Annotated in this window: 19 protein-coding genes; 3 read left to right on the forward strand and 16 right to left on the reverse strand. The window is 65.7% G+C overall.

What is annotated here, in order from left to right; genetic code table 11:
* Nucleotides 1–124 precede the first annotated feature (124 nt).
* Nucleotides 125–1771 carry a ribonuclease J gene (locus EB835_RS17485; protein ID WP_135810757.1) on the reverse strand — a complete coding sequence of 549 codons (1647 nt, stop codon included), beginning with the start codon at nt 1769–1771 and terminating at the stop codon, nt 125–127.
* Between the two features lie 34 nt (nt 1772–1805).
* Entirely contained in the window at nt 1806–2729 is a 924-nt protein-coding gene (gene dapA / locus EB835_RS17490) for a 4-hydroxy-tetrahydrodipicolinate synthase (RefSeq protein WP_135810729.1), read from the reverse strand.
* Nucleotides 2730–2936: 207 nt separating this feature from the next.
* On the opposite strand from dapA, the gene EB835_RS17495 reads away from it, so the two are divergent.
* Nucleotides 2937–4280, forward strand: a complete 1344-nt coding sequence (locus EB835_RS17495; RefSeq protein ID WP_135810730.1) for an ATP-binding protein — start codon at nt 2937–2939, stop codon at nt 4278–4280.
* A gap of 43 nt (nt 4281–4323) precedes the next feature.
* Here EB835_RS17495 and EB835_RS17500 read toward each other — a convergent pair whose 3' ends face one another.
* Nucleotides 4324–5007, reverse strand: a complete 684-nt coding sequence (locus tag EB835_RS17500) for a VOC family protein (RefSeq protein ID WP_135810731.1) — start codon at nt 5005–5007, stop codon at nt 4324–4326.
* Between the two features lie 290 nt (nt 5008–5297).
* Between EB835_RS17500 and EB835_RS17505 the strand changes: the two genes are divergently transcribed.
* The gene (locus EB835_RS17505; protein ID WP_135810732.1) at nt 5298–6590 is read left to right on the forward strand and encodes a heparan-alpha-glucosaminide N-acetyltransferase domain-containing protein; all 1293 of its coding nucleotides are present in this window, start codon (nt 5298–5300) and stop codon (nt 6588–6590) included.
* On the opposite strand, the gene EB835_RS17510 is transcribed toward EB835_RS17505, so the two are convergent.
* The 8 genes from EB835_RS17510 to EB835_RS17545 form a co-directional block, all read right to left on the reverse strand.
* On the reverse strand, nt 6553–7011 hold the full coding sequence (locus EB835_RS17510; RefSeq protein ID WP_135810733.1) for a tetratricopeptide repeat protein: 459 nt from the start codon (nt 7009–7011) through the stop codon (nt 6553–6555). The genes EB835_RS17505 and EB835_RS17510 overlap by 38 nt on opposite strands.
* Complete coding sequence (dapB, locus tag EB835_RS17515; RefSeq protein ID WP_135810734.1) at nt 7011–7757, reverse strand: 4-hydroxy-tetrahydrodipicolinate reductase; 747 nt, start codon at nt 7755–7757, stop codon at nt 7011–7013. The genes EB835_RS17510 and dapB overlap by 1 nt, the downstream gene beginning before the upstream one ends.
* Nucleotides 7758–7980: 223 nt before the next feature.
* Entirely contained in the window at nt 7981–8541 is a 561-nt protein-coding gene (locus EB835_RS17520) for a GNAT family N-acetyltransferase (RefSeq protein WP_135810735.1), read from the reverse strand.
* Between the two features lie 125 nt (nt 8542–8666).
* Nucleotides 8667–9293, reverse strand: coding sequence for a superoxide dismutase (locus tag EB835_RS17525; protein ID WP_101553700.1), 627 nt, complete (start codon nt 9291–9293; stop codon nt 8667–8669).
* 175 nt (nt 9294–9468) lie between these two features.
* Complete coding sequence (locus EB835_RS17530; protein ID WP_135810736.1) at nt 9469–10635, reverse strand: acyl-CoA dehydrogenase family protein; 1167 nt, start codon at nt 10633–10635, stop codon at nt 9469–9471.
* An 83-nt stretch (nt 10636–10718) separates the two neighbouring features.
* Nucleotides 10719–12377 (reverse strand): thiamine pyrophosphate-dependent enzyme, encoded by a 1659-nt coding sequence (locus tag EB835_RS17535; protein ID WP_240688828.1) that lies wholly within the window; start codon nt 12375–12377, stop codon nt 10719–10721.
* Between the two features lie 2 nt (nt 12378–12379).
* Complete coding sequence (locus EB835_RS17540) at nt 12380–14473, reverse strand: acetate--CoA ligase family protein (RefSeq protein WP_135810738.1); 2094 nt, start codon at nt 14471–14473, stop codon at nt 12380–12382.
* A gap of 4 nt (nt 14474–14477) precedes the next feature.
* On the reverse strand, nt 14478–15662 hold the full coding sequence (locus EB835_RS17545) for a Glu/Leu/Phe/Val dehydrogenase dimerization domain-containing protein (protein WP_135810739.1): 1185 nt from the start codon (nt 15660–15662) through the stop codon (nt 14478–14480).
* Nucleotides 15663–16029: 367 nt separating this feature from the next.
* On the opposite strand from EB835_RS17545, the gene EB835_RS17550 reads away from it, so the two are divergent.
* The gene (locus EB835_RS17550; protein ID WP_135810740.1) at nt 16030–16695 is read left to right on the forward strand and encodes an SDR family NAD(P)-dependent oxidoreductase; all 666 of its coding nucleotides are present in this window, start codon (nt 16030–16032) and stop codon (nt 16693–16695) included.
* 151 nt (nt 16696–16846) lie between these two features.
* On the opposite strand, the gene EB835_RS17555 is transcribed toward EB835_RS17550, so the two are convergent.
* The 5 genes from EB835_RS17555 to EB835_RS17575 all read right to left on the reverse strand — a co-directional run bounded on the left by EB835_RS17555 (nt 16847) and on the right by EB835_RS17575 (nt 22788).
* Nucleotides 16847–17506: a TetR/AcrR family transcriptional regulator gene (locus tag EB835_RS17555; RefSeq protein WP_135810741.1), complete on the reverse strand. Its 660-nt coding sequence runs from the start codon at nt 17504–17506 to the stop codon at nt 16847–16849.
* 15 nt (nt 17507–17521) lie between these two features.
* Complete coding sequence (locus EB835_RS17560; protein WP_240688829.1) at nt 17522–18856, reverse strand: M16 family metallopeptidase; 1335 nt, start codon at nt 18854–18856, stop codon at nt 17522–17524.
* A gap of 62 nt (nt 18857–18918) precedes the next feature.
* Nucleotides 18919–21141, reverse strand: coding sequence for a polyribonucleotide nucleotidyltransferase (locus tag EB835_RS17565; RefSeq protein ID WP_135810742.1), 2223 nt, complete (start codon nt 21139–21141; stop codon nt 18919–18921).
* 346 nt (nt 21142–21487) lie between these two features.
* Nucleotides 21488–21757, reverse strand: coding sequence for a 30S ribosomal protein S15 (gene rpsO, locus EB835_RS17570; protein ID WP_135810743.1), 270 nt, complete (start codon nt 21755–21757; stop codon nt 21488–21490).
* Between the two features lie 92 nt (nt 21758–21849).
* Nucleotides 21850–22788, reverse strand: coding sequence for a bifunctional riboflavin kinase/FAD synthetase (locus tag EB835_RS17575; protein WP_135810744.1), 939 nt, complete (start codon nt 22786–22788; stop codon nt 21850–21852).
* Nucleotides 22789–22876: the final 88 nt, after the last annotated feature.

Below are 22876 nucleotides of genomic sequence, written 5' to 3' on the forward strand. Positions count from 1 at the left end.
CCGACGAGCGGCGGCGCTAGCATCGGACTCGCGGGCAAGGGTCGGGCCACAGGCAACGGACTACGCCGAGGACGACAACGCCCGCAGGGCATAAGGCACCTGCGGGCGTTCGTTCGAGTCAGCCTCAGACGATGACGACCATCGGGACGATCATCGGCTTGCGGCGCAGCTTCGAGGACACCCAACGGCCGATGGTGCGGCGCACCACCTGCTGGAGCTGGTACTGATCGGTGGTGCCGTCACGCAGAGCATCCTCGACGGCCTTCTGGACCTTCGGCATGATCGAGTCGAAGACGTCGTCGGACTCGGCCACACCGCGGGCGTGGATCTCGGGCCCGGCGATGAGCGACTTGGTCTGCGAGTTCACAGCCATGAAGATCGTCACGAAGCCCTCACCGGACAGGACGAGACGATCCTTGAGGTCCGCCTCGGTGATCTCACCGACCGAGGATCCGTCCACGAAGACGTAGTTGCAGTCGACGGCGCCGACGACCTCGGCGTGGCCGTCCTTGAGGTCGACGACCCAGCCGTCATCGGCGAGCACGATGTTGTTCGGATCGACCCCGGTCGCCTCGGCATGGCGGGCGTTGGCCAGCAGGTGACGCCATTCGCCGTGGACGGGCATGACGCCGCGGGGCTTGACGATGTTGTAGCAGTAGAGCAGCTCGCCGCCGGAGGCGTGGCCGGAGACGTGGATCTTCGCATCGGCCTTCGAGATCACGCGGGCACCGAGCTTCATGAGGCCGTTGATGACCTTGAACACGGAGTTCTCGTTGCCGGGGATGAGCGAGGAGGCGAGGATGACGGTGTCGCCGTCGCCGACGTCGACGCGGTGGCTGCGGTTGGCCATCCGCGACAGGGCGGCCATCGGCTCTCCCTGCGAGCCGGTGCACATGAGGACGATCTGATCCTCGGGGAAGTCGTCGACCTTCTTGATGTCGATGAGCGTTCCGGCAGGCACCTCGAGGTAGCCGAGGTCTTCGGCGATCTTCATATTGCGCACCATGGAGCGGCCGACGAGGGCCACCTTGCGACCATGCGCCGTAGCCGCGTTGAGGACCTGCTGCACACGGTGGACGTGGGAGGAGAAGGAGGCGACGATGATGCGGCGTTCGGCGGTGCCGAAGAGGTTCTCGAGCACCGGCCCGATGTCCTTCTCCAGTGCGGTGAAGCCGGGGACCTCAGCGTTCGTCGAGTCCGTCATGAACAGGTCCACGCCCTCTTCGCCGAGGCGGGCGAAGGCGCGCAGATCGGTGATGCGGCCGTCGAGCGGCAGCTGATCCATCTTGAAGTCGCCGGTGTGGAGGATGTTGCCGGCGCCCGTGCGGATGAACACGGCCAGGGCGTCGGGGATCGAGTGGTTGACGGCGACGAACTCGAGGTCGAAGGGACCGAGCTGGTCGACGTCGTCTTCCTTCACCACACGGGTGATGGGCTTGATCCGGTGTTCCTTGAGCTTGGCTTCGATGAGCGCGATCGTCAGCTGCGAACCGAGGATCGGGATGTCGCCCTTGCGGCGCAGCAGGTAGGGCACGGCGCCGATATGGTCTTCGTGGCCGTGGGTCAGGACGAGGCCGATGATGTCATCGAGGCGGTCGTCGAGGTAGGAGAAATCGGGGAGGATGAGATCGACGCCGGGCTGGTCCTCTTCGGGGAAGAGCACACCGCAGTCGACGATGAGGAGCTTGCCGTGGTATTCGAAGACGGTCATATTGCGGCCGACTTCGCCGAGCCCGCCGAGCGCGACGATGCGGACGGCTTCTTTGTCCATCTTCGGCGGGCGGGACAGTTCTTGGGTCAATGCATTATTCACTGAGGTAGCCACTCCTGGTCAATTGGGCGGCGACGAACGCCATCTGCTCCTCATCAGCTGGGAGCAGCGGCATACGCACGTCGCGGTTGTCGAGTATTCCTTGGGCCTGCAGAGCGGCCTTCGCCGAGATCACTCCCGGCATATGGTTCATGAGCGCATCCACCACGTCCGCGGTGTCGCGGGAAAGGGTGCGCGCGGAGTCCAGGTCGTTGTTCGCCACTGCGGCCACCATGGCGGCGAACCGGTCCGAGCAGACGTGCCCGGCCACCGACACGAGTCCGAGTGCCCCGAGGGACAGCAGCGGCAGATTGAGGGCATCTTCGCCGGAGTAGTACACGAGCGAGGAATTGTTCATCACGAACGAGGAGGCGAAGAGATCGCCCTTGGCGTCCTTGACCGCGAGGATGTTCGGGTGGTCGGACAGCCGCAGCAGGGTATCCGTGATGATCGGCGCACCAGCCCGACCGGGAATGTCATAGAGCATGACCGGCAGGTCGGTGGAGTCGGCTGCCGCGCGCATATGGGCTTCGATCGCCGGCTGGGTCGGCTTCGAGTAGTACGGGGTGACGAGCAGGATCCCGTCGGCTCCCGCATCGGCCGATCGGCGGGAGAGGTCAATGGTGTGCGCGGTGACGTTGTTGCCGGTGCCGGCGACGATCTTCGCCCGCTTGCCGATGACACCGCGGACGACGCGGAGGAGTTCGATCTTCTCGTCGTCGGTCGTCGTCGGAGATTCGCCGGTGGTGCCGGAGACGACGAGCATGTCGTTTCCGAGCTCGACGAGGTGGTTCGCCACCTTCTCCACGGACGCATAGTCGATGCTGCCGTCGCGCTTGAATGGGGTCACCATTGCAGTGCCGACGGAACCGAACGCGTCAATGGCAGTCGCTGCTGCCTGGTCACCGAGAATCGCCATAGATCCAGGATACCGCCCACCTCCTCTCATCAGTGCAGTGGTCCACCCGCGTTGCGGGTGTCGTTCGCCTCGCCAGTGCCTCGCCGAGGCGGCCGTGCCGTCCGTGGGCACGCAGCAGAGCGCGGATGGTGAGAGACAGATCACGGACGGAGGGTGGGAATCGTCTACGCTTGGACCCTGCCCGCCACCGAAACAGAGGAGTTTTCGATGACCCGCACCCGCATCCGCGATTTCCACGATGACGACCTCGACGGAATCATCCGCCTCTTCGAGACAGCCGCAGGCGACACTGCGGATCCGGCCCTCCCCGAGGCGATCCCCTCCCCCGCGCATCCCCTCTATCCGCTCTCCGAGGTGCTCGCGTCCTGCCAGCGCAATCAGGCTGTCGTCGCCGTCCGCAACGAGGAGATCGTCGGTGCTGCCGTCGGCCGTGCCGCCCATGGCCAGGGGGTCCTCGTGTTCTTCCATGTCCAAAAGGCCGTACGTGCCGATCCGGAGCAGGGCACCCGCGCCGAGGCGGGGCTGCTCGATGCGCTCGAACGCCGCCTCATGCCGCTGGGCCTGGGCAAGCTGTCGATGCTCGTTCCCGCCGGAACGTCGGCTTGCGATGGTCTGGTGGCCAATGGATTCGAGGCCCGGTCCGGGTTGAAGTACGTCGAACGGCACCTGCCCGTCCAGCGTCGTGAACTCGACCGGCTCAAAGCGGTCGGAGGACGGATCCTGCCCCGCCATCTCTGGGATGGGGTCAGTGGGATGCAGGAGGAGAAGGACATGCTCGAGGACCGCCTCGTCGTGCCTCTGGCCGAACCGGATCTCGCCGATCATTTCGGGGTGGTCCCGCCTCGGGCGGTGATGCTCTTCGGACCCCCGGGGACGGGGAAGACCACGTTCGCAAAGGCGGTGGCGTCGCGTCTGGATTGGCCGTTCGTCGAGGTGTTCCCCTCACGTCTGTCCGGGGAGCCCGGTGGTGTGGCCGCGGGTCTGCGGACGACATTCGAGCAGATCAACGAGCTCGAGCATGCTGTGGTGTTCATCGACGAGGTCGAGGAGATCGCATCGAAGCGCGGAGGTGAGCCGCCGTCTCCGACGCAGGGGGTGACGAACGAGCTGCTCAAGCAGGTCGGTCAGTTCCGGGACCGGGAGGGTCGGCTGCTCATCTGTGCGACGAACTTCGTCCGCGCCCTCGATGCTGCGTTCCTCCGGCATGGGCGTTTCGACTATGTCATTCCCATCGGCCTGCCCGATGCCACCGCCAGGGAGGCGATCTGGTCGCGCTATATTCCTGAGCACACGATCACCGGTGTCGACCTCGAAGTGCTCGTCGATGCCAGTGATGGGCTGACCCCGGCAGATATCGAATATGCGGCCAGGCGTGCTTCGCAGGAGGCGTTGGCATCGTCGCTGCGCCAGCGGCAGGTCGACATCGCTTCCCGCACCGAGGTGCTCTCGACCGACGATTACCTCGATGCGCTGCGGGCGACGAGGGCGACCGTGTCCGAAGAGACGGCCCGGGAGTTCGGCGAGGATGTGGACACCATCGCCCGGCTGTGAGGTCTCGCCCGGTCCGCAGGCGGCTTTGCGATCTGTGTGGGAATCAGCCGACCATCGGGGCGCAGATGCAGACCCGATTCCCGTCGGGGTCTTCGAGCACCCAGTATGACGGTGCCGCGGCATCGCTGATGAGGCGTCCGCCGCCGGCAACCGCGGAGGCGATCCGACTCTGGGCTTCGTCGTGGCCGACCCAGACGTCGAGGTGCCAGCGCTGCGGAACCTCGGTCTCCGGCAGCGGAAACCGGCTGTCTGTCCGCGGCTCTTGCCACCACAGTCCCGTGTTGACCTGCCCGGTCGGGTCGACGAGGCCTCCGTTTGTGTGGATCTCGTCGGATTCCGCGTCGAGGAGGGCCGCATAGAAACCGGCGACTCGAGAGCTCGAAGTTGTATCGAGAGCGAATTCGACCTGCTGCAAGCTCGCAGGTTCGGCCCGCAGGCCCGCCTCGGCGGCAATATCGGTGATGGTGCGCGCGAGGTCGAGGTCGTCGGCTGTGACCCCTCGTTCGTCTTCACTGCTCAAAGTGACCAGGACGTTGGAGGCGGTCAGGGTGATCTCGGGTGTGAGGCCGGCCCATTGCGCTGCCTCTCCGACAGCTCCTGCGAATTCCAACGCCTCGGCGAAGGTCGCGGTGAGAAAGCGCGCGCGAATCGGCCCGGCCAGCTGTCGCCAGTCGCCAAGGCCCGCCTCGTTGATCTGTGCGCTGGTCAGTACAACCGATGAACTCATGTTGCGTTCTCCCCCATTGCGCAAGTTTCGGTTCACTCTAATTCGACGCGACCAGGCCGACAATAGGGAGCTCAGGAACGCATCGCTTCGACGTCAACACTGCCGTTCGGTTCAGAGTCTGTGTTCAAGAAGAATCTGTCGGAAGCAGGATTCAGCCAGATTGAGGTTGATGACCTGCCCTACGCTCCCGGACGCGGCTGGGTCTTCATCGCCGCCGTCGGATCCTGAGGAAGCCGAAAGCTGCGTTCGGGCTGCCGGCACACGCGCCGAAGTCATGTGAGAATCGTTCCATGAGCTCTCACCCGGCGGACCCCCACCGAGCGCACGACGCAGACTCCACAGCCTCCTCGGCGAGGGCGGTTCGTCGACTCAGCCCCGAGGGCCGGCTCATCGGGCTCGACGTCGCCCGCGGGATCGCACTGCTGGCGATGATGGTCACGCACATCTTCGCACTCGCCGATGACACGGGAATGCCGACGTGGGCGGCGATCTTCGCCGGTCGCGCCTCGGCGCTGTTCGCGGTCCTCGCCGGCTGCTCGCTGGTGCTGTCCACGCGCTCCCGCCTCGACGGGGCCCCTGACGGCCGGGGACGGCTGCGCGATGCCGCACCGAGCGTGCTCATCCGGGCGGCGGCCATTGTGCTCATCGGTTTGTGCCTGGGATCGATCTCGGGCCTGTTGGCGGTCATTCTCGTCAACTACGGGATCATGTTCGCCCTCGCCCTGTTCTTCCTGCGACTGCGCGTCGGGGCACTGTTCGCGATCGCAGGGGTCTGGATGCTCCTCTCCCCCGTGGTGTCGATGTGGGTGCGATCGGAGTTCGGTCTCGAACCGAACTATCTGCCGATGAGCTTCTTCGACTTCGCGACGCCGGGCACGATGCTCACCGATCTCTTCTTCACCGGCTACTACCCGGTGCTGCAGTGGATGTCCTATATTCTGCTCGGCATGGCCGTGGCGAAGCTCGACATCGGCCGGCACCTGCTCGGCCTGTTCGCCTGCGGACTCTCGCTCTTCATCGCCGGTCGCGGGGTCTCCTGGCTGATGCTCAACGTCTTCGGCGGGGATGCCGCGCTCGTCGAAGTGTCGCAGATGTGGGGCACGGATCTCACCGCGGCCCTGTTCACCGGCAGCTATGGGGTGACTCCTGCGACCTCGTGGTGGTGGTTGGCGATCGCCGGCCCGCATTCGGGCACGCCGTTCGACCTGCTCTCCACGGGCGGAACCGCGGTGATGACGATCGTCGCCTGCCAGGCCGCCGCGGAGCTTCTGGGCCGTCGGTCATGGGTGCTCGCTCCCCTGTCGGCACCGGGCTCGATGCCGCTGAGCGTGTACTCCGCGCACGTCGTTCTGCTCGAGATCACCCGGCTAGCCCTCGTCGCCGAGCCGTGGAACGGTCCCGGCACGGTGGCCGAGCAGACCACGGAATTCGCCGTCCACGCGCTGACGTTCATCGCGATTCCGCTGCTGTGGAAGATGTTCGTCAACCCGCGCGGACCCTTCGAAGGTGGGATCGAGGCCATCATCCGTGCGGCGTCGCCGGGATCTAGGCGCCCTGCTTCTCCCCTTCACGGAAGAGGCTGATCGACTTGCGCATCGTGGCGCGGGCACGTTTGCGGTCTCCGCTGGCGTCGTAGGCGCAGGAGAGGCGGAACCAGGAGCGCCAATCCTCGGGCGCGGCCTCGGCCTCGGCCTGGTACTTTACGAATTCCTCGTCGGCGGCTTCGCGGATGATCTTTCCACCCGGAGTGCGGGGCAGATCATCGACGGGCAGTCCACCCTCATCGCCGAGGATGCGTGCGAGCTTCTCGGTGCGGGCACCGAAGATGAGTTCGACGACGAGCGTCCAGGCGCCGATGAGCGGCAGAACGAACAGGGCGATGCCCATGATGCGCGGGATGGCGTCGGGTTCGCGGACGAGGATCCAGGCCCGCTGCCCCATGAGGACGAAGTAGAAGACGAGGACGACGGAGACGATGATCGCCCCGATCTTGGCCTTCGACATCAGAGGTCGAGCATATTCTCGAGGCCGTGGATGAGCCCCGTGTATCCGGCGATCGAGCGCACGGCGGTGACGATTCCCGGCATGAACGCCGAGGTGGAGTGTGAGTCCGTGCGGATGGTCAGGGCTTCGCCGTCGGAGCCGAAGTGGATCTCCTCGTGGGCGTTCATGCCCTGCTGGCGGATCGCGTGGACGTGGATGCCGTCGATGACCGCTCCCCTGGCGCCGAGCGGATCGGATTCCGTGGAGTCGGGAACGGCTGGAAGTCCGGCAGCGTTGCGGGCGGCGGCGATGCGCTGGGCTGTGTGGTTCGCGGTACCCGAGGGAGCGTCGAGCTTGCGGGTGTGGTGAGTCTCGACGACCTCGGCGGAGTCGAAGTACGGGGCGGCGAGCTCGGCGAAGCGCATGGCCAGGACCGCACCGATCGAGAAGTTCGGGGCGATGAGCACCGCGGTCTTCGGGTGGTCCTTCAAAGTGGCTTCGAGCCGGGCCAGTCGGTCGTTGTCCCAGCCGGTGGTGCCCACGACGGTGTCGATGTCGTGTTCGACCAGGAAGGTGACGTTGTCCTCGGTGGATTTCGGTACGGTGAGTTCGACGGCGACGTCGACATTCTTCTCGAGCAGGGTCTCCAGCGAGTCGTTGCTGCCGAGCGCTGCGACGAGTTCGAGTCCTTCGGCGTCGTTGATCGCATCGACGGCGTGGGATCCCATCCGACCCTTGGCTCCGATGACGGCTACGCGAATGCTCATATGCTGTGACTCCTTGTGTGATGGCCCCTGCGAGGTGTGACGATCCCTGCGATCTCCGCCAGCCAGTCTAGCGACCCCCGGCGAGCCTCTTCACATCCAGTGACTCAAAGAACACCCAAATTGCTACCTGACGGCGGCTCAGCAACCTTGCGCCAGGTTGCAGAGCCGCCGTCAGGTGCTTCTGGCGGTGCCGCGGCGCGGAAGTTCTGTTCTCCGGCGGCAGTCACCGCCGTGCGATGATCGGCAGCCGCGGTCCTTCGGTTCGAGGATCGTCGGTGAGCCTCGCGCAGACTTCGGTGTCATACCGGATGCCGTCGTAGAGCAGCTTCTGGCGTTCGTGGCCTTCGACGAGGAAACCGGCATTGCGTGCGACAGCTCCTGATGCCGGATTGTTCACTCGGTAGCCGAGTTCCAGGCGATAGATGCCGAGTTCGTCGTGCAGGTGATCGACGAAGCTGCGCAGTCCCGCCGAGGTGAGCCCCTGACCCCGCCCTTCGGCAGCAGTCCAGTAGGAGATCCACGCAGTCGAGTGGCGGCTTTCGATCCCAGAGGCCATGACGTTACCGAGAATGCGGTGGTCGGATCCATCGGCATGATCAACGATGGCGAAGGCACAGATCTTGCCTTCCGCCTCGGCGCCGGTGATGGTCTCGATCCATGCGCGAGCACCGTCGATCGTGCGGTCGTCGGGAATGTTGCTCAGTAGGGCGGCATCGGCCTGCTGATACACCTCGCGCAGTGTCTCGGCGTCATCGGACTTCCATGGTCTGAGAAGTGCCCTCATTCGTCCACCCTAACCGCTGCCGCCAGCCCTACTGCGCCCGTTTTGCACTCCCCCAACAACCTGACGGCGGCTCTGCAACCTCGCGCGAGGTTGCAGAGCCGCCGTCAGGTAGCAATGAAGGGGGGTCAGCCGAGGAGGAGGCCCTTCGTCTGAGCGACTGCGCGGTCGAAGCGTGCGCCGGCGTCGGCCCAGTTCACGATGTTCCACCAAGCCTTGACGTAGTCAGGCTTGACGTTCTGGTAGTCGAGGTAGAAGGCGTGCTCCCACATGTCGAGCTGCAGCACCGGGGTGCCGCCGAGCTGGATGTCGGACTGCTGATCCTTGAGCTGCTCGATGAAGAGGTTTCCGCCGAGCTGGTCGTAGACGAGGACGGCCCAGCCGGAGCCCTGGATCGTGGTGGCCGCGGTGGTGAAGTGCTCGCGGAACTTGTCGAAGGAACCGAACTGGTCATCGATGGCTGCGGCGAGTTCACCGACCGGCTTGTCTCCACCGTCCGGGGACATGTTGTTCCAGAAGATCGAGTGGTTGACGTGACCGCCCAGGTTGAACGCGAGGTCGCGGGTCAGCTTCGGCACGTTGGCGAGGTTGCCTGATTCGCGTGCTTCGGCCAGCTGCTGGGCGGCGGTGTTGGCGCCCTTGACGTAGGTGGCGTGGTGCTTGTCGTGGTGCAGCTCCATGATGCGAGCCGAGATATGCGGCTCAAGAGCGGAGTAGTCGTAGGGCAGTTCCGGAAGTGTGTACTGCTCAGCCATGAGATTCCTCCTGATGAGATTTGATGTCCACCAAACGGTGGCTTCATTTCGACCCTATCCCAGGGTCTCATCTCGGACAACAAGGGGTCCGCCGGGTCTATTCCATATGACGCCAGGTGACCTCACCCGAGATTGCGGGAACCGGGTGGACTCAGCGGCACGAACACGGGTGCCCTCATCCGAGATTGCGAGAGATGAGCAGCCGCATGATGTCCGAGGTCCCCTCCTCAATCTCCTCGAGCTTGGCATCGCGCATCCACTGTTCGACGGGGTGCTCTCGCGAATACCCCCATCCGCCGAGGGTCTGCACGGCCGCCCAGGTGCAGAACATCGCCGTCTCCGAGGCGTTCAGCTTCGCCATCGCCGCTGTCGACGTCACCTTCTGCCGATCCACGGCATCACCGGCGTCGAGCATCCGTGCCGCGTTGAGCACCTGCAGCCACGCCGCATCGATCTGGGCGGACATATCCGCCAGCCGGAACGCCACGGCCTGGTGATCGATGATCTTGGCCCCGAACTGCGTGCGCTCCCGCGCGTAGTCACGCGCATACTCGAAGGCCGCCCGTGCCGTGCCGAGCGCCGCAGCACCGAGCACCACCCGCGAGATGTCGAAGGTGCGCATGAGTCCATAGAAACCCTGCCCTTCCTCGCCGAGGCGGCCCGACGTGGGCACGAATGCGTCGGAGAAGAAGATCTCGCGACACACGATGGCCCGCTGCCCCATCTTCTTCATCGGCGTCCCGAACTCCATCCCCTCCGTCTCCCGAGGAAGCAGGAAAGCACTGATCCCGCGCGAACGCTGCGAAGGATCGGTCTTGGCGAAGACGACGTAGAAGTCGGCGTGTCCGGCGTTGGAGATCCAGGCCTTCTGACCGTTGAGCACGTACCCTCCCTCAACCGCGCTCGCACGAGTGCTGATCGAGGCCGAGTCCGACCCGGAGCCGGGCTCCGTCGTCGCCAGTGCCGTGATCTTCGGGCCGGCACCGGTCAGCGGGCGCAGCCACTCCTCCTTCTGCTCCGGCGTGCCCAAAGCGAGGATCGGATCGGCGAAGAACCCGTTCGAGCACACGAAGTTCCCGATGCCCGGGTCGCCGAAACACAGCTGCTCCTGGACGAGGCATTGGGTGAAGACATCGGTGAATCCGCCGCCGCCGAACTCTTCGGGAATCATGAAGTCGGTGATCCCGACTTTCGCCGCGGCTGCGAAGATGTCGACGGGTGATTCGATGTCGGCTTCGTCGACGCGGCGACCGGCCGGTCGGATCGTGTCCACGGCGAAACCGCGCACCAGATCGAGGATGTCGTGCTGCTCGTCGGTCAGCGGCCAAGGTGTGTAGCTCATCAGTTCTCCTTCGAAAAATGTGTGGATGTCGGGTGCCCCATCGCACCCGACCGCGGCAGTGAGATCCGCACCGACCAATACCCCTACCTGCCGAGCATGTCCGCTCCGGCCCGGGAATCCTCGGTGATGTGGATGAGCGTCGGGCCTGTCGATGCCTCCGCCTCGGTGAGTGCCGCCACCAGCGCATCCTCTCCGTCGACGTGGACCCCGCGTGCCCCCATCGCCCGTGCCAGCGCCGGGAAGTCCGGCCCGGTCAGCTTCACCCCGGACGGTGTGTCCCCGCGGTCTTCCATCTCATTGCGGATCTCCCCGTACCCGCCGTTGTCGACGATGATGAGGCTCAGCCGCACCCCTGCCTGCACGGCCGCGGCGAGCTCGGCGATCGTGAACATCGATCCCCCGTCGCCTTCGACCGCGACGACTCTGGCATCGGGGCACGCGAGTTTCGCGCCGATCCCGGCGGGCAGTCCGTAGCCGAGCGTTCCTGCCCCGGCCGGGTAGAGGAACCGGTCGCCTGGGCGAGCCTTCCACCCGGTCTGCACCCCGTAGTAGCAGGCCATCGTCGAATCCGCCGCGACGATGAGCGGTGAGGTGTCTGATTCCGCGAACGCTGTGAGTGCGGCCGAAAGTTCGGCCCACGGCCGCCCCTCGGATTCCATCGCCGAGGCGGCTCTGTCCTTCCAGCCGGCCCTCCAGTCCCGTGCGGCGGCAGTCGCAGACTCCGCCCGCATCGTGGCCACTCGCTCGTTCAGCGCCGCGGTCGCAGCCTTCGCCTCGGCGAGGATCGGATGGGTCACGGCCGCGTTCGTGAGCATCTGCACTTCGTCGATGTCGATGCGTACGACTGTGTCGGGCAGCGGCAGGGGTTCGGGCCAGAAGTCGCTGGGCGCCAGTTCCGTACCGATTGCGATGACGGCATCGGCGTCGCCCGTGAGCTCCGGGAGCAGTTCGAGGACACCGACGGCACCGATCACCGATTCCGCGCGGTCGTCGACGAGGCCTTTGGCGTTCGAGGACAGGATGATGCCCGCCCCGAGTGACTCGGACAGCGTCTCGATCTCTGCCCCGGCACTCGCCCCGTCGGCACTTGTCCCGTGTGCCCCGGCGCCGGCAATGATGAGCAGGCGTCGGGAGGAGGCGATCGCCTCGGCGGCGGCATCGACCTCGGAAGATTCCGGACCGGGCAGGGCCCGGGTCAGGGACGGATGGAGGCGGCCGGGACCGGTGGCTTCGATGAGGTCGAGCGGGATCTCGATGGCGGCCGGACGGGTCCGGCCCGAACGCATGGCCGACAGTGTCTGCCCGACGGCCAGTGCCACCTCGCCGGGGCGCGTGACGCGCATGACCTCGGTCAGTACCGCCGACAGCGCGGCGGATTGGTTGCGGACTTCGTGGAGGAGTCCGTTGCCGCGCCCGGGATGTGTCAGCGGCATGCCCGGCGTGATGAGGAGAACGGGGATGGAATCGGTGAACGACTGCAGCAGCGCGGTCAGCGCGTTGAGCGCAGCAGGTCCGGTGGTGGTGACGACGACCTGGATGTCACCGTTGACGCGGGCGGCACCGTCGGCCATGTAGCCGGCTCCCTGTTCGTGGCGGGGTGATACGATGTCGATGCCGTGGGCTGACAGCTGCGCGAAGATCTCGAGGTTGTGGGTGCCGGGGATCCCGAAGACACGGGTGATCCCTTCGGCCTTGAGCGCGCGGGCCAGGTGTGCTCCGCCGGTGATGTCTGTCTGTTCCATTCTCATTCCTCGCTCGTCGAAGTCTCTGCGGTCAGATTCTCTGTGGTCGGGGTGGGTGCCTCTGTGGTCACGACGAGTGCGTCGACGGCCAGGCCACCGTCGGGGGCGACGCGGACTGGGTTGATTTCGATCTCGGCGATGTCGTTGCTGCCGGCGACGAGGCGTGAGATGGCGACGATGACGTCCGCGAGCCCGTCGATATCGGCGGCGGGACGGCCCCGCCATCCGGTCAGCAGCCGCGAGCAGCTCAGTCGCGAGATCATGTCCAGCGCCTCGGCGTGGGTGACAGGGGCGAGTTCGAGCCAGGTATCGGCGAAGAGCTCGGTCTCCGTCCCGCCGGCGGCTACGACGACGAGCGGACCGAAGTTCTCGTCCTGTCGGCCTCCGACCAGAATTTCGACGACGTGTTCGCGCGTGTCCATCTCCTCGAGGATGTACTCACCCTCGCCGAGGCGGCTCACCATGTCCGCGTACGCCGTTGCGACCGCGGTGAGATCGTTCAGACCCAGGACGATGCCCCCGACCTCCGTCTTGTGCGTCGGCCACCCGGCCTTGAGCGCAAACGGCGGTCTGAGTCCGGAGGCCGGGACCACCTCGGCGGGTTCACGCGACTCCCCCGGACTCACGCTGCCCAAGGTCACGGCGGCCGGGACGGGAACTCCGGCTTCCTCGATCACGGCGCGGGCGGCTGCGTATCCGGTGCCCCACGGGGTGACGGGCCCGTTGAGTTCGGAGGATTCGGCGAGTCGTCCGGAGTGGGAGGCGTAGAAGCCGGCTCGGGCGAGTACGCGCATGGCCGCCTCGATGGAGGTGTATGCGGGGATTCCGAGTTCCCAGAGTCGGGTGACGGCGGGTGAGGATGCGCTCATCGAGTGGACGATGACGGGTTTCTTCGCCTCGGCGACGAGCTCTCCGAAGCGGTCGACGACGGACAGTTCTCGGTCAAGGAGGTCGGGGACGTCCTCGCCGTAGCAGCCGAAGTATCCGGATACGACGGCGGCGTCGATGCCCGAATCGGCCAGCAGCGCCTCGGCGAGGTCTGCGTATGCGTCGAGGTTCTTCTCCCCTGCTCCGTCGAGGTCGATGGGGTTGTCGATGTGCTCGGCCTCGGGAAGCAGTTCGCTCACGCGTCCGGTGGCGCCGGGGCTGAGTTCGGGCACGTCGAGTCCCCAGCTCTCGGCGGTGTCGGCAGCGATTGCTCCCTGCCCGCCGGAGTCGGAGAGCACACCGATGCGCCGGCCGGTCGGCAGCCAGGTCGAGGCGAAGAAACCGGCGAGTTCGACGAGCTGGCCGGGGGTGGTCAGGCGGATGGCTCCGGCGGCTCGGCAGGCGGCGTCGACAGTGTCCATGGCCGAGGTCATCGATCCGGTGTGGGATCTCGCGAGGCGGGCACCGGCCGTTGATGCCCCGGTGGTCAGGATCATCGTCGGCTTCCCGGCGGCACGCAGGGCCTTGAGCGCTGAGACGAGGGCGGCACCGCCGGTGAAGGATTCGAGGTAGAGCGCGACCTGGGTGGTGGCGGGGTCGTCGACGAGGGTGGTGAGCACTTCGGCGGCGCGGACATCGGACTGTCCGCCGATCGAGGCGAACCGGGAGATGCCGAGCCCGCTGCGGGCCGCCAGTGTCGCGATCTCAGTGCCCAGCTGACCGCTCTGGGTGACCACGGCGAGGGACCCGGGAGAGAAGTTGCCCCAGGCCAGGAGCAGATCATTGCTCGAGTCGACGAGCCCCAAGGAGTTCGGGCCGATGAGGCGGCCACCGGCTTCGCGGATCGACGCAGCCAATGTGTCGGCGTCGGGGACGCGGGCGGAGATGATGAGGAAGGCGCGCACCCCGAGTTCGAGAGCCTCGGCGACGACTCCCGCCACGGTGGGGCCGGGCACGGAGATGACGAGCAGCTCCGGGGTCTCCGGCAGGTCTCTCAGCTGGGCGAAGGTCGGCTGGCCCTGGATCGAGGCGGCTTTCGCGTTGATGAGATAGATACGGCGTCGCTCGGCTCCGCGCAGGGCTCCGGCAGCGAGCCAGAATCCCCATTTGCTGGAATCATTCGATGCTCCGAGGACGGCGACGCTGCCGGGATCGAAGAACGCATCCATGTCGCTAGCTCTCCGACGCCGAGGCAGGAGTTCCGGCGCGATCGGCCAGGCGGGCGAGGTTCGCATCGACCTTTGCCTGTGCGGCCGCGCGCGGACTGATGCTCTGGTCACGGGCGGTGGCGAGCACCTCAGTGGTGAGTTCGCGCAGGGTCGTGGTGACGGTGGTATAACTGTCGTCCCAGCTGCCGTCGACGTCGCCGAATGTCACCCACCACCACCAGGCGTTCGTCGCCGAGTTCGCGAGGAAGTCCGGGACCACGGTGACCCCGCGGGCCAGCAGTCGTTCTTCTGCTGTGGGCAGGACGGGCATGTTCGCGGCTTCGACGATGAGCGAGGCTCGGATCGCGTCGCAGTTATCTTCGGTGATCGAGTAGCTGACGGCGGCGGGAACGAGGACGTCGGCATCGGCGGCGAGCCAGCCGGCGCGATCGCCGTCGTGGTCCTCGGGACGCAGTGCCGCACGGTCGATGCCTCCGAAGGGATCGCGGGTGGCAAGCAGGGTTTCGACGTCGAGTCCGTCCGGGTTTGAGATGAACCCGTCGGCGTCGGCGATGCCGACGATGCACAGTCCCGCCTCGGCGAGGTAGCGGGCGGTGGCTCCGCCCATGGAGCCGAATCCTTGGATGACGGCGGTTGAATCGCTGGGTTTGCGTCCCGCGGTTTCAAGTGCGGCGATCACCGAGGTGGCCACGCCGAGTCCGCCGACGAGTTCATCTTGGGCGATGCCGTCGACAACGGTGGAGAAGGCCGTATCCGCGCGGATTTGGACGGCCGCTGGGTCACCGACGAGTTTGTCGACGGCGGAGAGGCCGGAACCGAGTTCGCGACGGGCGAGGATCTCGTCGATATCGTCCTGGCGGACTCCGAGGTCTTCGCCGAGGGCCCAGTATGCGTGCATGATCGGGTTGATGTCGGCGAGGAAGCGTTCGAGGAGGTCCTTGGCACCGGGAGCGCGCGGGTCGAAGTCGATGCCGCCCTTGGCACCGCCGACCGGGACGTAGTTGCGGCCTTCCCGCAGGTGGATGGCTTCCTTGCGGGTCATGCCCTGGGCGAGCCCGCGCACTTCCTCGAGGGTGCAGCCCTTGCGCATGCGCAGCCCACCCGAGGCGGTGCCGCGCACGAGGGTGTCGATGACGACAAAACCGTGTGCGCCGGTCACCGGATCCTGCCAGGTGATGTCCATGAACATGGAGCCTCCAGAAAAACGTCGGGAGAGAAGGGATCTGACCGTTACTGAATCGCGATTCAGTAAGATGCAGGACTCCAGTCTGACGGGGCGTGGGCCACCGCGTCAAGACCACGGTCACCACCACGCACCACCGGCGTGACCAACCACGTCACGGCCGCACGCGCCACCACGCACCAGCGAGAATGGCCGACGAGGGCGGACGCGAGGGAATTCTCTGGTCGATCCAGCGCGTTCCAGACGCCCAGAACGCGGCGGATCGACCAGACAATCGCTTACATCACCGCGTGGGGGCTCGAATACGAAGCGTTCCAGGCCCTCTTCTTGAACTGAGGGCAATCTGTCGGTCACTGTTCGTTAGAATCAGGGCATGTCGACAGTCCTCATCACCGGCGCCGGCCGGGACAACAGCATTGCCGCCGGAATCACTTCGCGACTGGTTTCCGATGGCTGGACGGTCTGCACGAGCGATCTGGATTCCGGTGACTATCCGTGCGACCTGTCGTCCTCTCAAGGCGCGCAGGATCTCATCGACAGAGTGTCGAGAGACCACGGCACGCTCGACGGACTGATCCTCAGCCATGCGCACTGTGAAGAGTCCGGAATCCTTGATACCACCGCAGAGAGCTTCGACCGCCACGTTGCGGTCAACGCTCGCGCTTCCATGCTTCTCATCGCAGCGTTCGCAAGACAAATCGGCGACGAGGGCGGCGCAATCATCGCATTCACCAGTGACCACACCTCAGGCAATCTGCCCTATGGCGCTTCCAAGGGTGCGCTCGATCGGATAGTCATCTCTGCCGCACGGGAACTCGGACCGAGGAAGATCTCTGCGAACGTCGTCAATCCTGGTCCGATCGATACAGGCTGGATGGATGAGAAGACCAGGACCGAGCTGATCCCCTATCAGCCCCTCGGACGAATGGGCACTCCTCGGGACATCGCCGGCGTAACCGCATTCCTGCTCTCTGCAGAGGGTCGATGGGTCAGCGGCCAGCTACTGTCCGCAGACGGCGGCTTCTCCGCTCGCTACTGACGGAGTCTGCTGGGCAGACGGCATTCTCTGGTCGATCCAGGGCGTTCCAAGCGCCCAGAACGCGGCGGATCGACCAGACAATCGCCTTCACCACCGCGCGGGGTCGGCTTTCGTCGGCAAGCGAGGCGATGGGCCCGGTGAGGAATGTGGTTCAGCCGAGTTCGTGGGTGAGGAAATCGTCCACCCAGGCCGTCAGCTGCTCGACATCGACGGCCTCGGGGTTGACCATCACTTGGATCGCGAGGCCGTCGAGGAAGGCGAGAATCCGGGTCGCACAGGCTTCGGTGCCGCCGTCCGGCGACCCGCACTCCCCCGCGTCGATTGCCTCGTCCATAAGACACGTGAGAACGGACTTCCACTCGCGATCGAGGGCGGCGAAGGTCGCTTTGAGATCCGCGTCGAAGAGTCCGGCCGACCAGGCGTCGATCCAGATCTTCCAACTGCGTGAGGAGCCCTGGGGCATGTACCAGCCGACGACGGTCCGCAGTCGCTGCCTCGCCGAAGATCGTCCCCGCGCCGAGGCGACCACCGCCGTGGCATCTGCGCCACCGTCTCTCGATCGCTCACCCGCCGGTGACGTCCCGGCCGCGAGCACGCGGGCATGATCGATGTCTTGGCGCCCGGCGAAGTCGAAGGCCTCGTTGACAAGGGCTTCCTTCGTCTCGAAGTGGTAGATGACCAGGCTCGCGCTCAAGCCCAGACGGGCGGCGACGTCGGAGACGCGCAGGGTGCGCAGGCCGGAGGATTCGATCTCCTCGACCGTGGCCGCGAGGATCTCCTCCCGGCGTACGGCTGCGCTCTTCCTCGCCATCGTCTCAGTCTCCGATCAGGGCAGTGCGACCTCGGCGGCCGGGCCGACCAAGGCCATCGCCTTGGGTCGAGACAGCAGTCGTCCGGCCATCTCACTGACGTCCTCGGCTGTGACCGAACGGACGCGCTCGATGAGATCCATGGGTGTTTCGAGCGGCAGACCGAAGATCTCGGACCGGGCAAGACGATTCATCCGTGCCGCCGACGATTCGAGTCCGAGCACCATCGAGCCCGACAGCTGGGAGACGATCTCGTCGAGTTCGAACTGGCTCGGCGTCTCCTGCGCCAGCCGGTCCCATTCGTTCAAAGCCAGATCGACGACGGCCTGAGCATTCTCGGCAGTGCAGCCGGCGTAGATGCCGAAGGTGCCGGTGTCCGTGAACTGGCTGGCCACACAGTTAACGGCATAGGCCAGTCCGCGCTCTTCGCGCACGCTCTGGAACAGTCGCGACGACATTCCGCCGCCGAGCATCGTGAGCATGACCGAGTAGATGAACCGGTCGTCGTGACCTTCTTCCAAGCCTTCGCAGCCGAGCAGAATGCCCAGCTGTTCGATGTCCTTGACCGTATGCGACTTCCCGGTCTGGAATTCCGGACGCACACGTGCGGCCCCGCCCAGGTGCGATCCCTTCGCCACCGAAGCAGCCCCGCCAAGCGTGGAGTCCGGACCGACACCAGCCACCGAGGCGGCCCCGCCAGGTGAGGAATCGGCACCGGCCACCGCACCCGACCACACATCGGCACGCGAGCCGAGCCCCGCCTCGGCGAGGGCGTCCTCGACCATCGTCAGGACCTCTTCATGCGTTGCCCCACCTGCGGCGGCGATGACCAGCCGCGGCGGGATGTACGTCGAGGAGTAGTGGTCGATCACGGTGTGGTGGCCGAGCACACGGATCTGGTCCTTCGTCGCCCCCACGGGCCGCGCCAGCGAATGCTCACCGAAGACCAGGGAGTCGAAGTCGTCGAAGAGGACGTCTCCGGGATCGTCGGCCGACATCGCGAGCTCTTCGATGATGACGCCGCGCTCTCGTTCGAACTCGTCGACGTCGAGCTGGGCGTTCGAGACCATATCGAGCAGCAGCCCCGTGATATTCGGCAGGTCAGTGACCAGACACCGCGAGTAGTAGCAGGTGAGCTCCTTGGCCGTGATCGCATTCGAGTCTCCGCCGGTGCGGTCGAAGGCCGCGGCGATCGACTTCGCATCGCGCGTCCCTGTGCCCTTGAACAGCATGTGTTCGAGGAAATGCGTCGAACCTGCGGTCTCGGCCGATTCGTCTCGGGAACCGGCGGCGACCCAGATGCCGATCGTCTCCGAAGCCAGACCGGGCATGTGTTCGGTGGTCAGCGTCAAACCACCGGGGAGGACAGACCGATCGATTCGGCTGCCCTCCCCGGTGTGTGAACTATCCAGTATCAGTTGTCTGATCCCTCTTCGTCCGATGTCTCGTCTTCGTCGGTGACCGGGGCCAGCGAGAGCTTGCCGCGGTCATCGATCTTCGTGATCTCGACCTGGACCTTCTGGCCCACACCGACGACGTCTTCGACGTCCTCGACGCGCTTGCCGTCGTTGAGCTTGCGCAGCTCGGAGATGTGCAGCAGGCCGTCCTTGCCCGGAGTCAGGGAGACGAACGCACCGAAGCTCATCGTCTTGACCACGGTGCCCAGGTAGCGTTCGCCGACCTCGGGGACCTGCGGGTTCGCGATCGCGTTGATCATCGAACGGGCGGCCTCAGCGGCCGGTCCGTCGGTGGCACCGATGAGGACGGTTCCGTCGTCTTCGATGCTGATGTCGGCCCCGGTGTCCTCCTGGATCTGGTTGATCATCTTGCCCTTGGGCCCGATGACCTCACCGATCTTGTCGACGGGGATGTTCACGGAGATGATCCGCGGTGCCGTCGGTGCCATCTCGGCCGGAGCGTCGATGGCCTCGTTGATGACGTCGAGGATGACCATGCGGGCCTCGCGGGCCTGCTTGAGTGCGGCACCGAGCACCGAGGCGGGAAGGCCGTCGAGCTTCGTGTCGAGCTGGATCGCGGTGATGAAGTCCCGCGTGCCGGCGACCTTGAAGTCCATATCGCCGAAGGCGTCTTCGGCACCGAGGATGTCGGTCAGAGCCGCGTAGGCGGTCTGCTCACCCTGGTCGGTGGAGATGACGTCGGAGACGAGCCCCATGGCGATGCCGGCCACCGGGGCCTGCAGCGGCACACCGGCCGAGAGCATGGCCAGCGTCGAGGCGCAGACCGAGCCCATCGAGGTCGAACCGTTCGAGCCGAGGGCCTCGGAGACCTCACGGATCGCGTACGGGAAGTCCTCGCGCTTCGGCAGTACCGGGACCAGGGCGCGCTCGGCCAGGGCTCCGTGTCCGATCTCGCGGCGCTTCGGGCTGCCCACGCGACCGGTCTCACCGACCGAATAGGGCGGGAAGTTGTAGTGGTGCATGTAGCGCTTCGAGGTCACCGGCGACAGCGAGTCGATGGTCTGCTCGAGCTTGAGCATGTTCAGCGTCGTGATGCCCAGGATCTGGGTCTCGCCGCGCTCGAAGATGGCCGAACCGTGCACGCGCGGGATGACGTTGGTCTCCGCAGTCAGAGGGCGGATGTCCTTGAGACCACGGCCGTCGATGCGGATCTGTTCGGTCAGGATGCGCTGGCGCACGACCTGCTTGGTCAGAGCGTTGAGCGCACCGGCGATCTCCTTCTCGCGTCCCGCGAAGCGTTCGCCGAGCTTCTCGAGGAGTTCGTCGAGGAGGGCGGAGCCGGCGGCGTCGCGTTCCTGCTTGTCGGCGATCTTGAAGTTCTCGGTCTGCTTCGCCTCGGCGAGTTCCTTGACGGCCTCGAAGACGTCATCTTCGTAGTCCTTGAAGACGGGGAATTCGACGGTCGGCTTGGCGGCGCGGTCAGCCAGCTCCTGCTGCGCACGGCAGAGTTCGCTGATGAAGGGCTTCGCGGCCTCGAGTCCCTCGGCCACAACCTCTTCGGTCGGGGCGGGAGCACCGGTCTTGATCCGGTCGATGGCATTGTCCGTAGCCTCGGCCTCGACCATCATGATGGCGACATCGTCACCGACGACGCGGCCGGCGACGACCATGTTGAACACGGCGTCCTCGAGCTGCGAGTGGTTCGGGAAGGCGACCCACTGGCCGTCGATGAGCGCGATGCGCACGCCGCCGATGGGGCCGGAGAACGGCAGGCCGGAGAGCTGAGTCGACATCGACGCGGCATTGATGGCCAGTGCGTCGTAGATGTGGTCGGGATTGACCGACATGACGGTGACGACGACCTGGACCTCGTTGCGCAGCCCTTTGACGAACGAGGGGCGCAGCGGACGGTCGATGAGGCGGCAGGTCAGGACCGCGTCGGTCGACGGACGTGCCTCGCGACGGAAGAACGATCCGGGGATGCGCCCGGCGGCGTACATGCGCTCTTCGACGTCGACGGTCAGGGGGAAGAAGTCGAAGCCCTCACGGGGGCTTTTGCCCGCCGAGGTGGCCGAGAACAGCATGGTGTCGTCGTCGAGGTAGGCGACGGCGGATCCGGCGGCCTGCTGGGCCAGCCGTCCGGTCTCGAAGCGGATGGTGTGCGAACCGAAGCTGCCATTGTCGATGTTCGCAACGGCGGATTCAGGGTTGAGTCCCACGTAGTCTCCTCTGTTGTGCCGGCACGCGGTGGTCTGTGATGCGCAGGTGCTTGTTCTCAACGCATGAGTGAACGCCCTGCTTCAGGCGGTATGCCCTCAGCAGTGCGAGACCCCGCGCCGTTCCGGCGGGATATTGGCTCGGACATCCCATGGATCCAAGCCGGTCATCGATCGGGGCCCACGGAACCGGCGCCGCAAAAGCTTGGGGCACTCATTCCTCCGGAGGCCACTACCGAAGACCGAAACGTCCATGGCGTGATTGTCCGGTACGAAGTCTACCGCAGAAGCACAGAAGCGCCCCACCCGAAGGTGGGACGCTTTGTGCAACAGCTGCGTGGACGTCGAATCAGCGGCGCAGACCGAGGCGCTTGATGAGCGAACGGTAACGCTCGATGTCGACCTTCTGCAGGTACTTGAGCATGCGGCGACGCTGACCGACGAGGAGCAGCAGACCACGACGCGAGTGGTGGTCCTGCTTGTGATCCTTGAAGTGCTCGGTCAGTTCGGTGATCCGGCGGGTCAGCAATGCAACCTGAACCTCGGGAGAACCGGTGTCGCCCTCATGAGTTGCATATTCCTTGATGATCTCTTGCTTCACAGCGGTATCGAGAGCCATGGAGTTCTCCTTCTGAGTCGTTGCGCGGCGCAGGGACCGGAAATCTCTGCACTATGGGACCGCGGCCGGTGAAAACGGCAGAGGTCAGCTTATCAGGTGTGCAGGACTTCGCGCACATCGGCGATGTCCTCATGCATCTGCACGATGAGGTCGTTCATCCCGGTGAACGCGACCTGGCCGCGGATGCGGGAGACGAATTCGAGAGTCATCTCACGGTCGTAGACGTCGAATTCGCCGAACTCCTTGTCGAGCACGTGCGCCTCGACCCGTCGGACCTGCCCCTGGAAGGTCGGGTTCGTGCCCACGGAAATCGCCGCCGGATACGACTGGTCCTCACCGGAGAACGTCGCCCATCCGGCGTAGACGCCGTCGGCGGGAACGAGTCCTGCGGGATCGTCGGAGAGGTTCGCGGTCGGGAATCCGAGGTCGCGTCCGCGGGCATCACCGTGGACGACGGTGCCGCGGAGTGCATGGTAGCGCCCGAGCTGGTCGGCCACCTCGGCGACGTCGCCGTCCGTGAGCTGCTGCCGGATGCGCGAGGACGAATACCGTCCCCCGCGTCCGACCTCGTCGATCGTCTCGGTCCGGAAACCGTATTTCTCGCCGAGGCTGCGCAGAGTCTCGATGGTCCCTTCGTTGTCACGCCCGAACCGGACGTCATCGCCGACGACGACGATCTTCGCGTGCAGGGCTTCGACGAAGTATCTGCGCACGAAGTCCTCGGCCGACTGTGCGGCGAATTCGAGATCGTAGGGCTGGATGAGGAGGCCGTCGATCCCGGTGGCGGCGATGAGTTCGGCGCGCTGCCGGGTGGAGGTGATCATCACGGTCGGGTCCTCGGGCCGGTGGACCGTGCGCGGGTGCGGGTCGAACGTCATCGCGATCGAGCGCAGGCCCTCTTGCCTGGCCAGAGCGGCGACGGTGGTCAGCACCGTCTGGTGTCCGCGGTGCACGCCGTCGAAGTTGCCGAGGGTCACGACGGTGCCGACAGCGTCGACCTCGACCTCATCGAGTCCGTGATAGCGCTCCACCAGACATTCGCTCCTTCCGTGCACCGAATCAGATTATCGCAGAGATCTTCCGCCTCATAACCCGCACCTCGCCGAGGCGGCCGCGCCC

The sequence above is a fragment of the Brevibacterium sp. S22 genome (assembly GCF_004745485.1).
GTDB lineage: Bacteria > Actinomycetota > Actinomycetes > Actinomycetales > Brevibacteriaceae > Brevibacterium.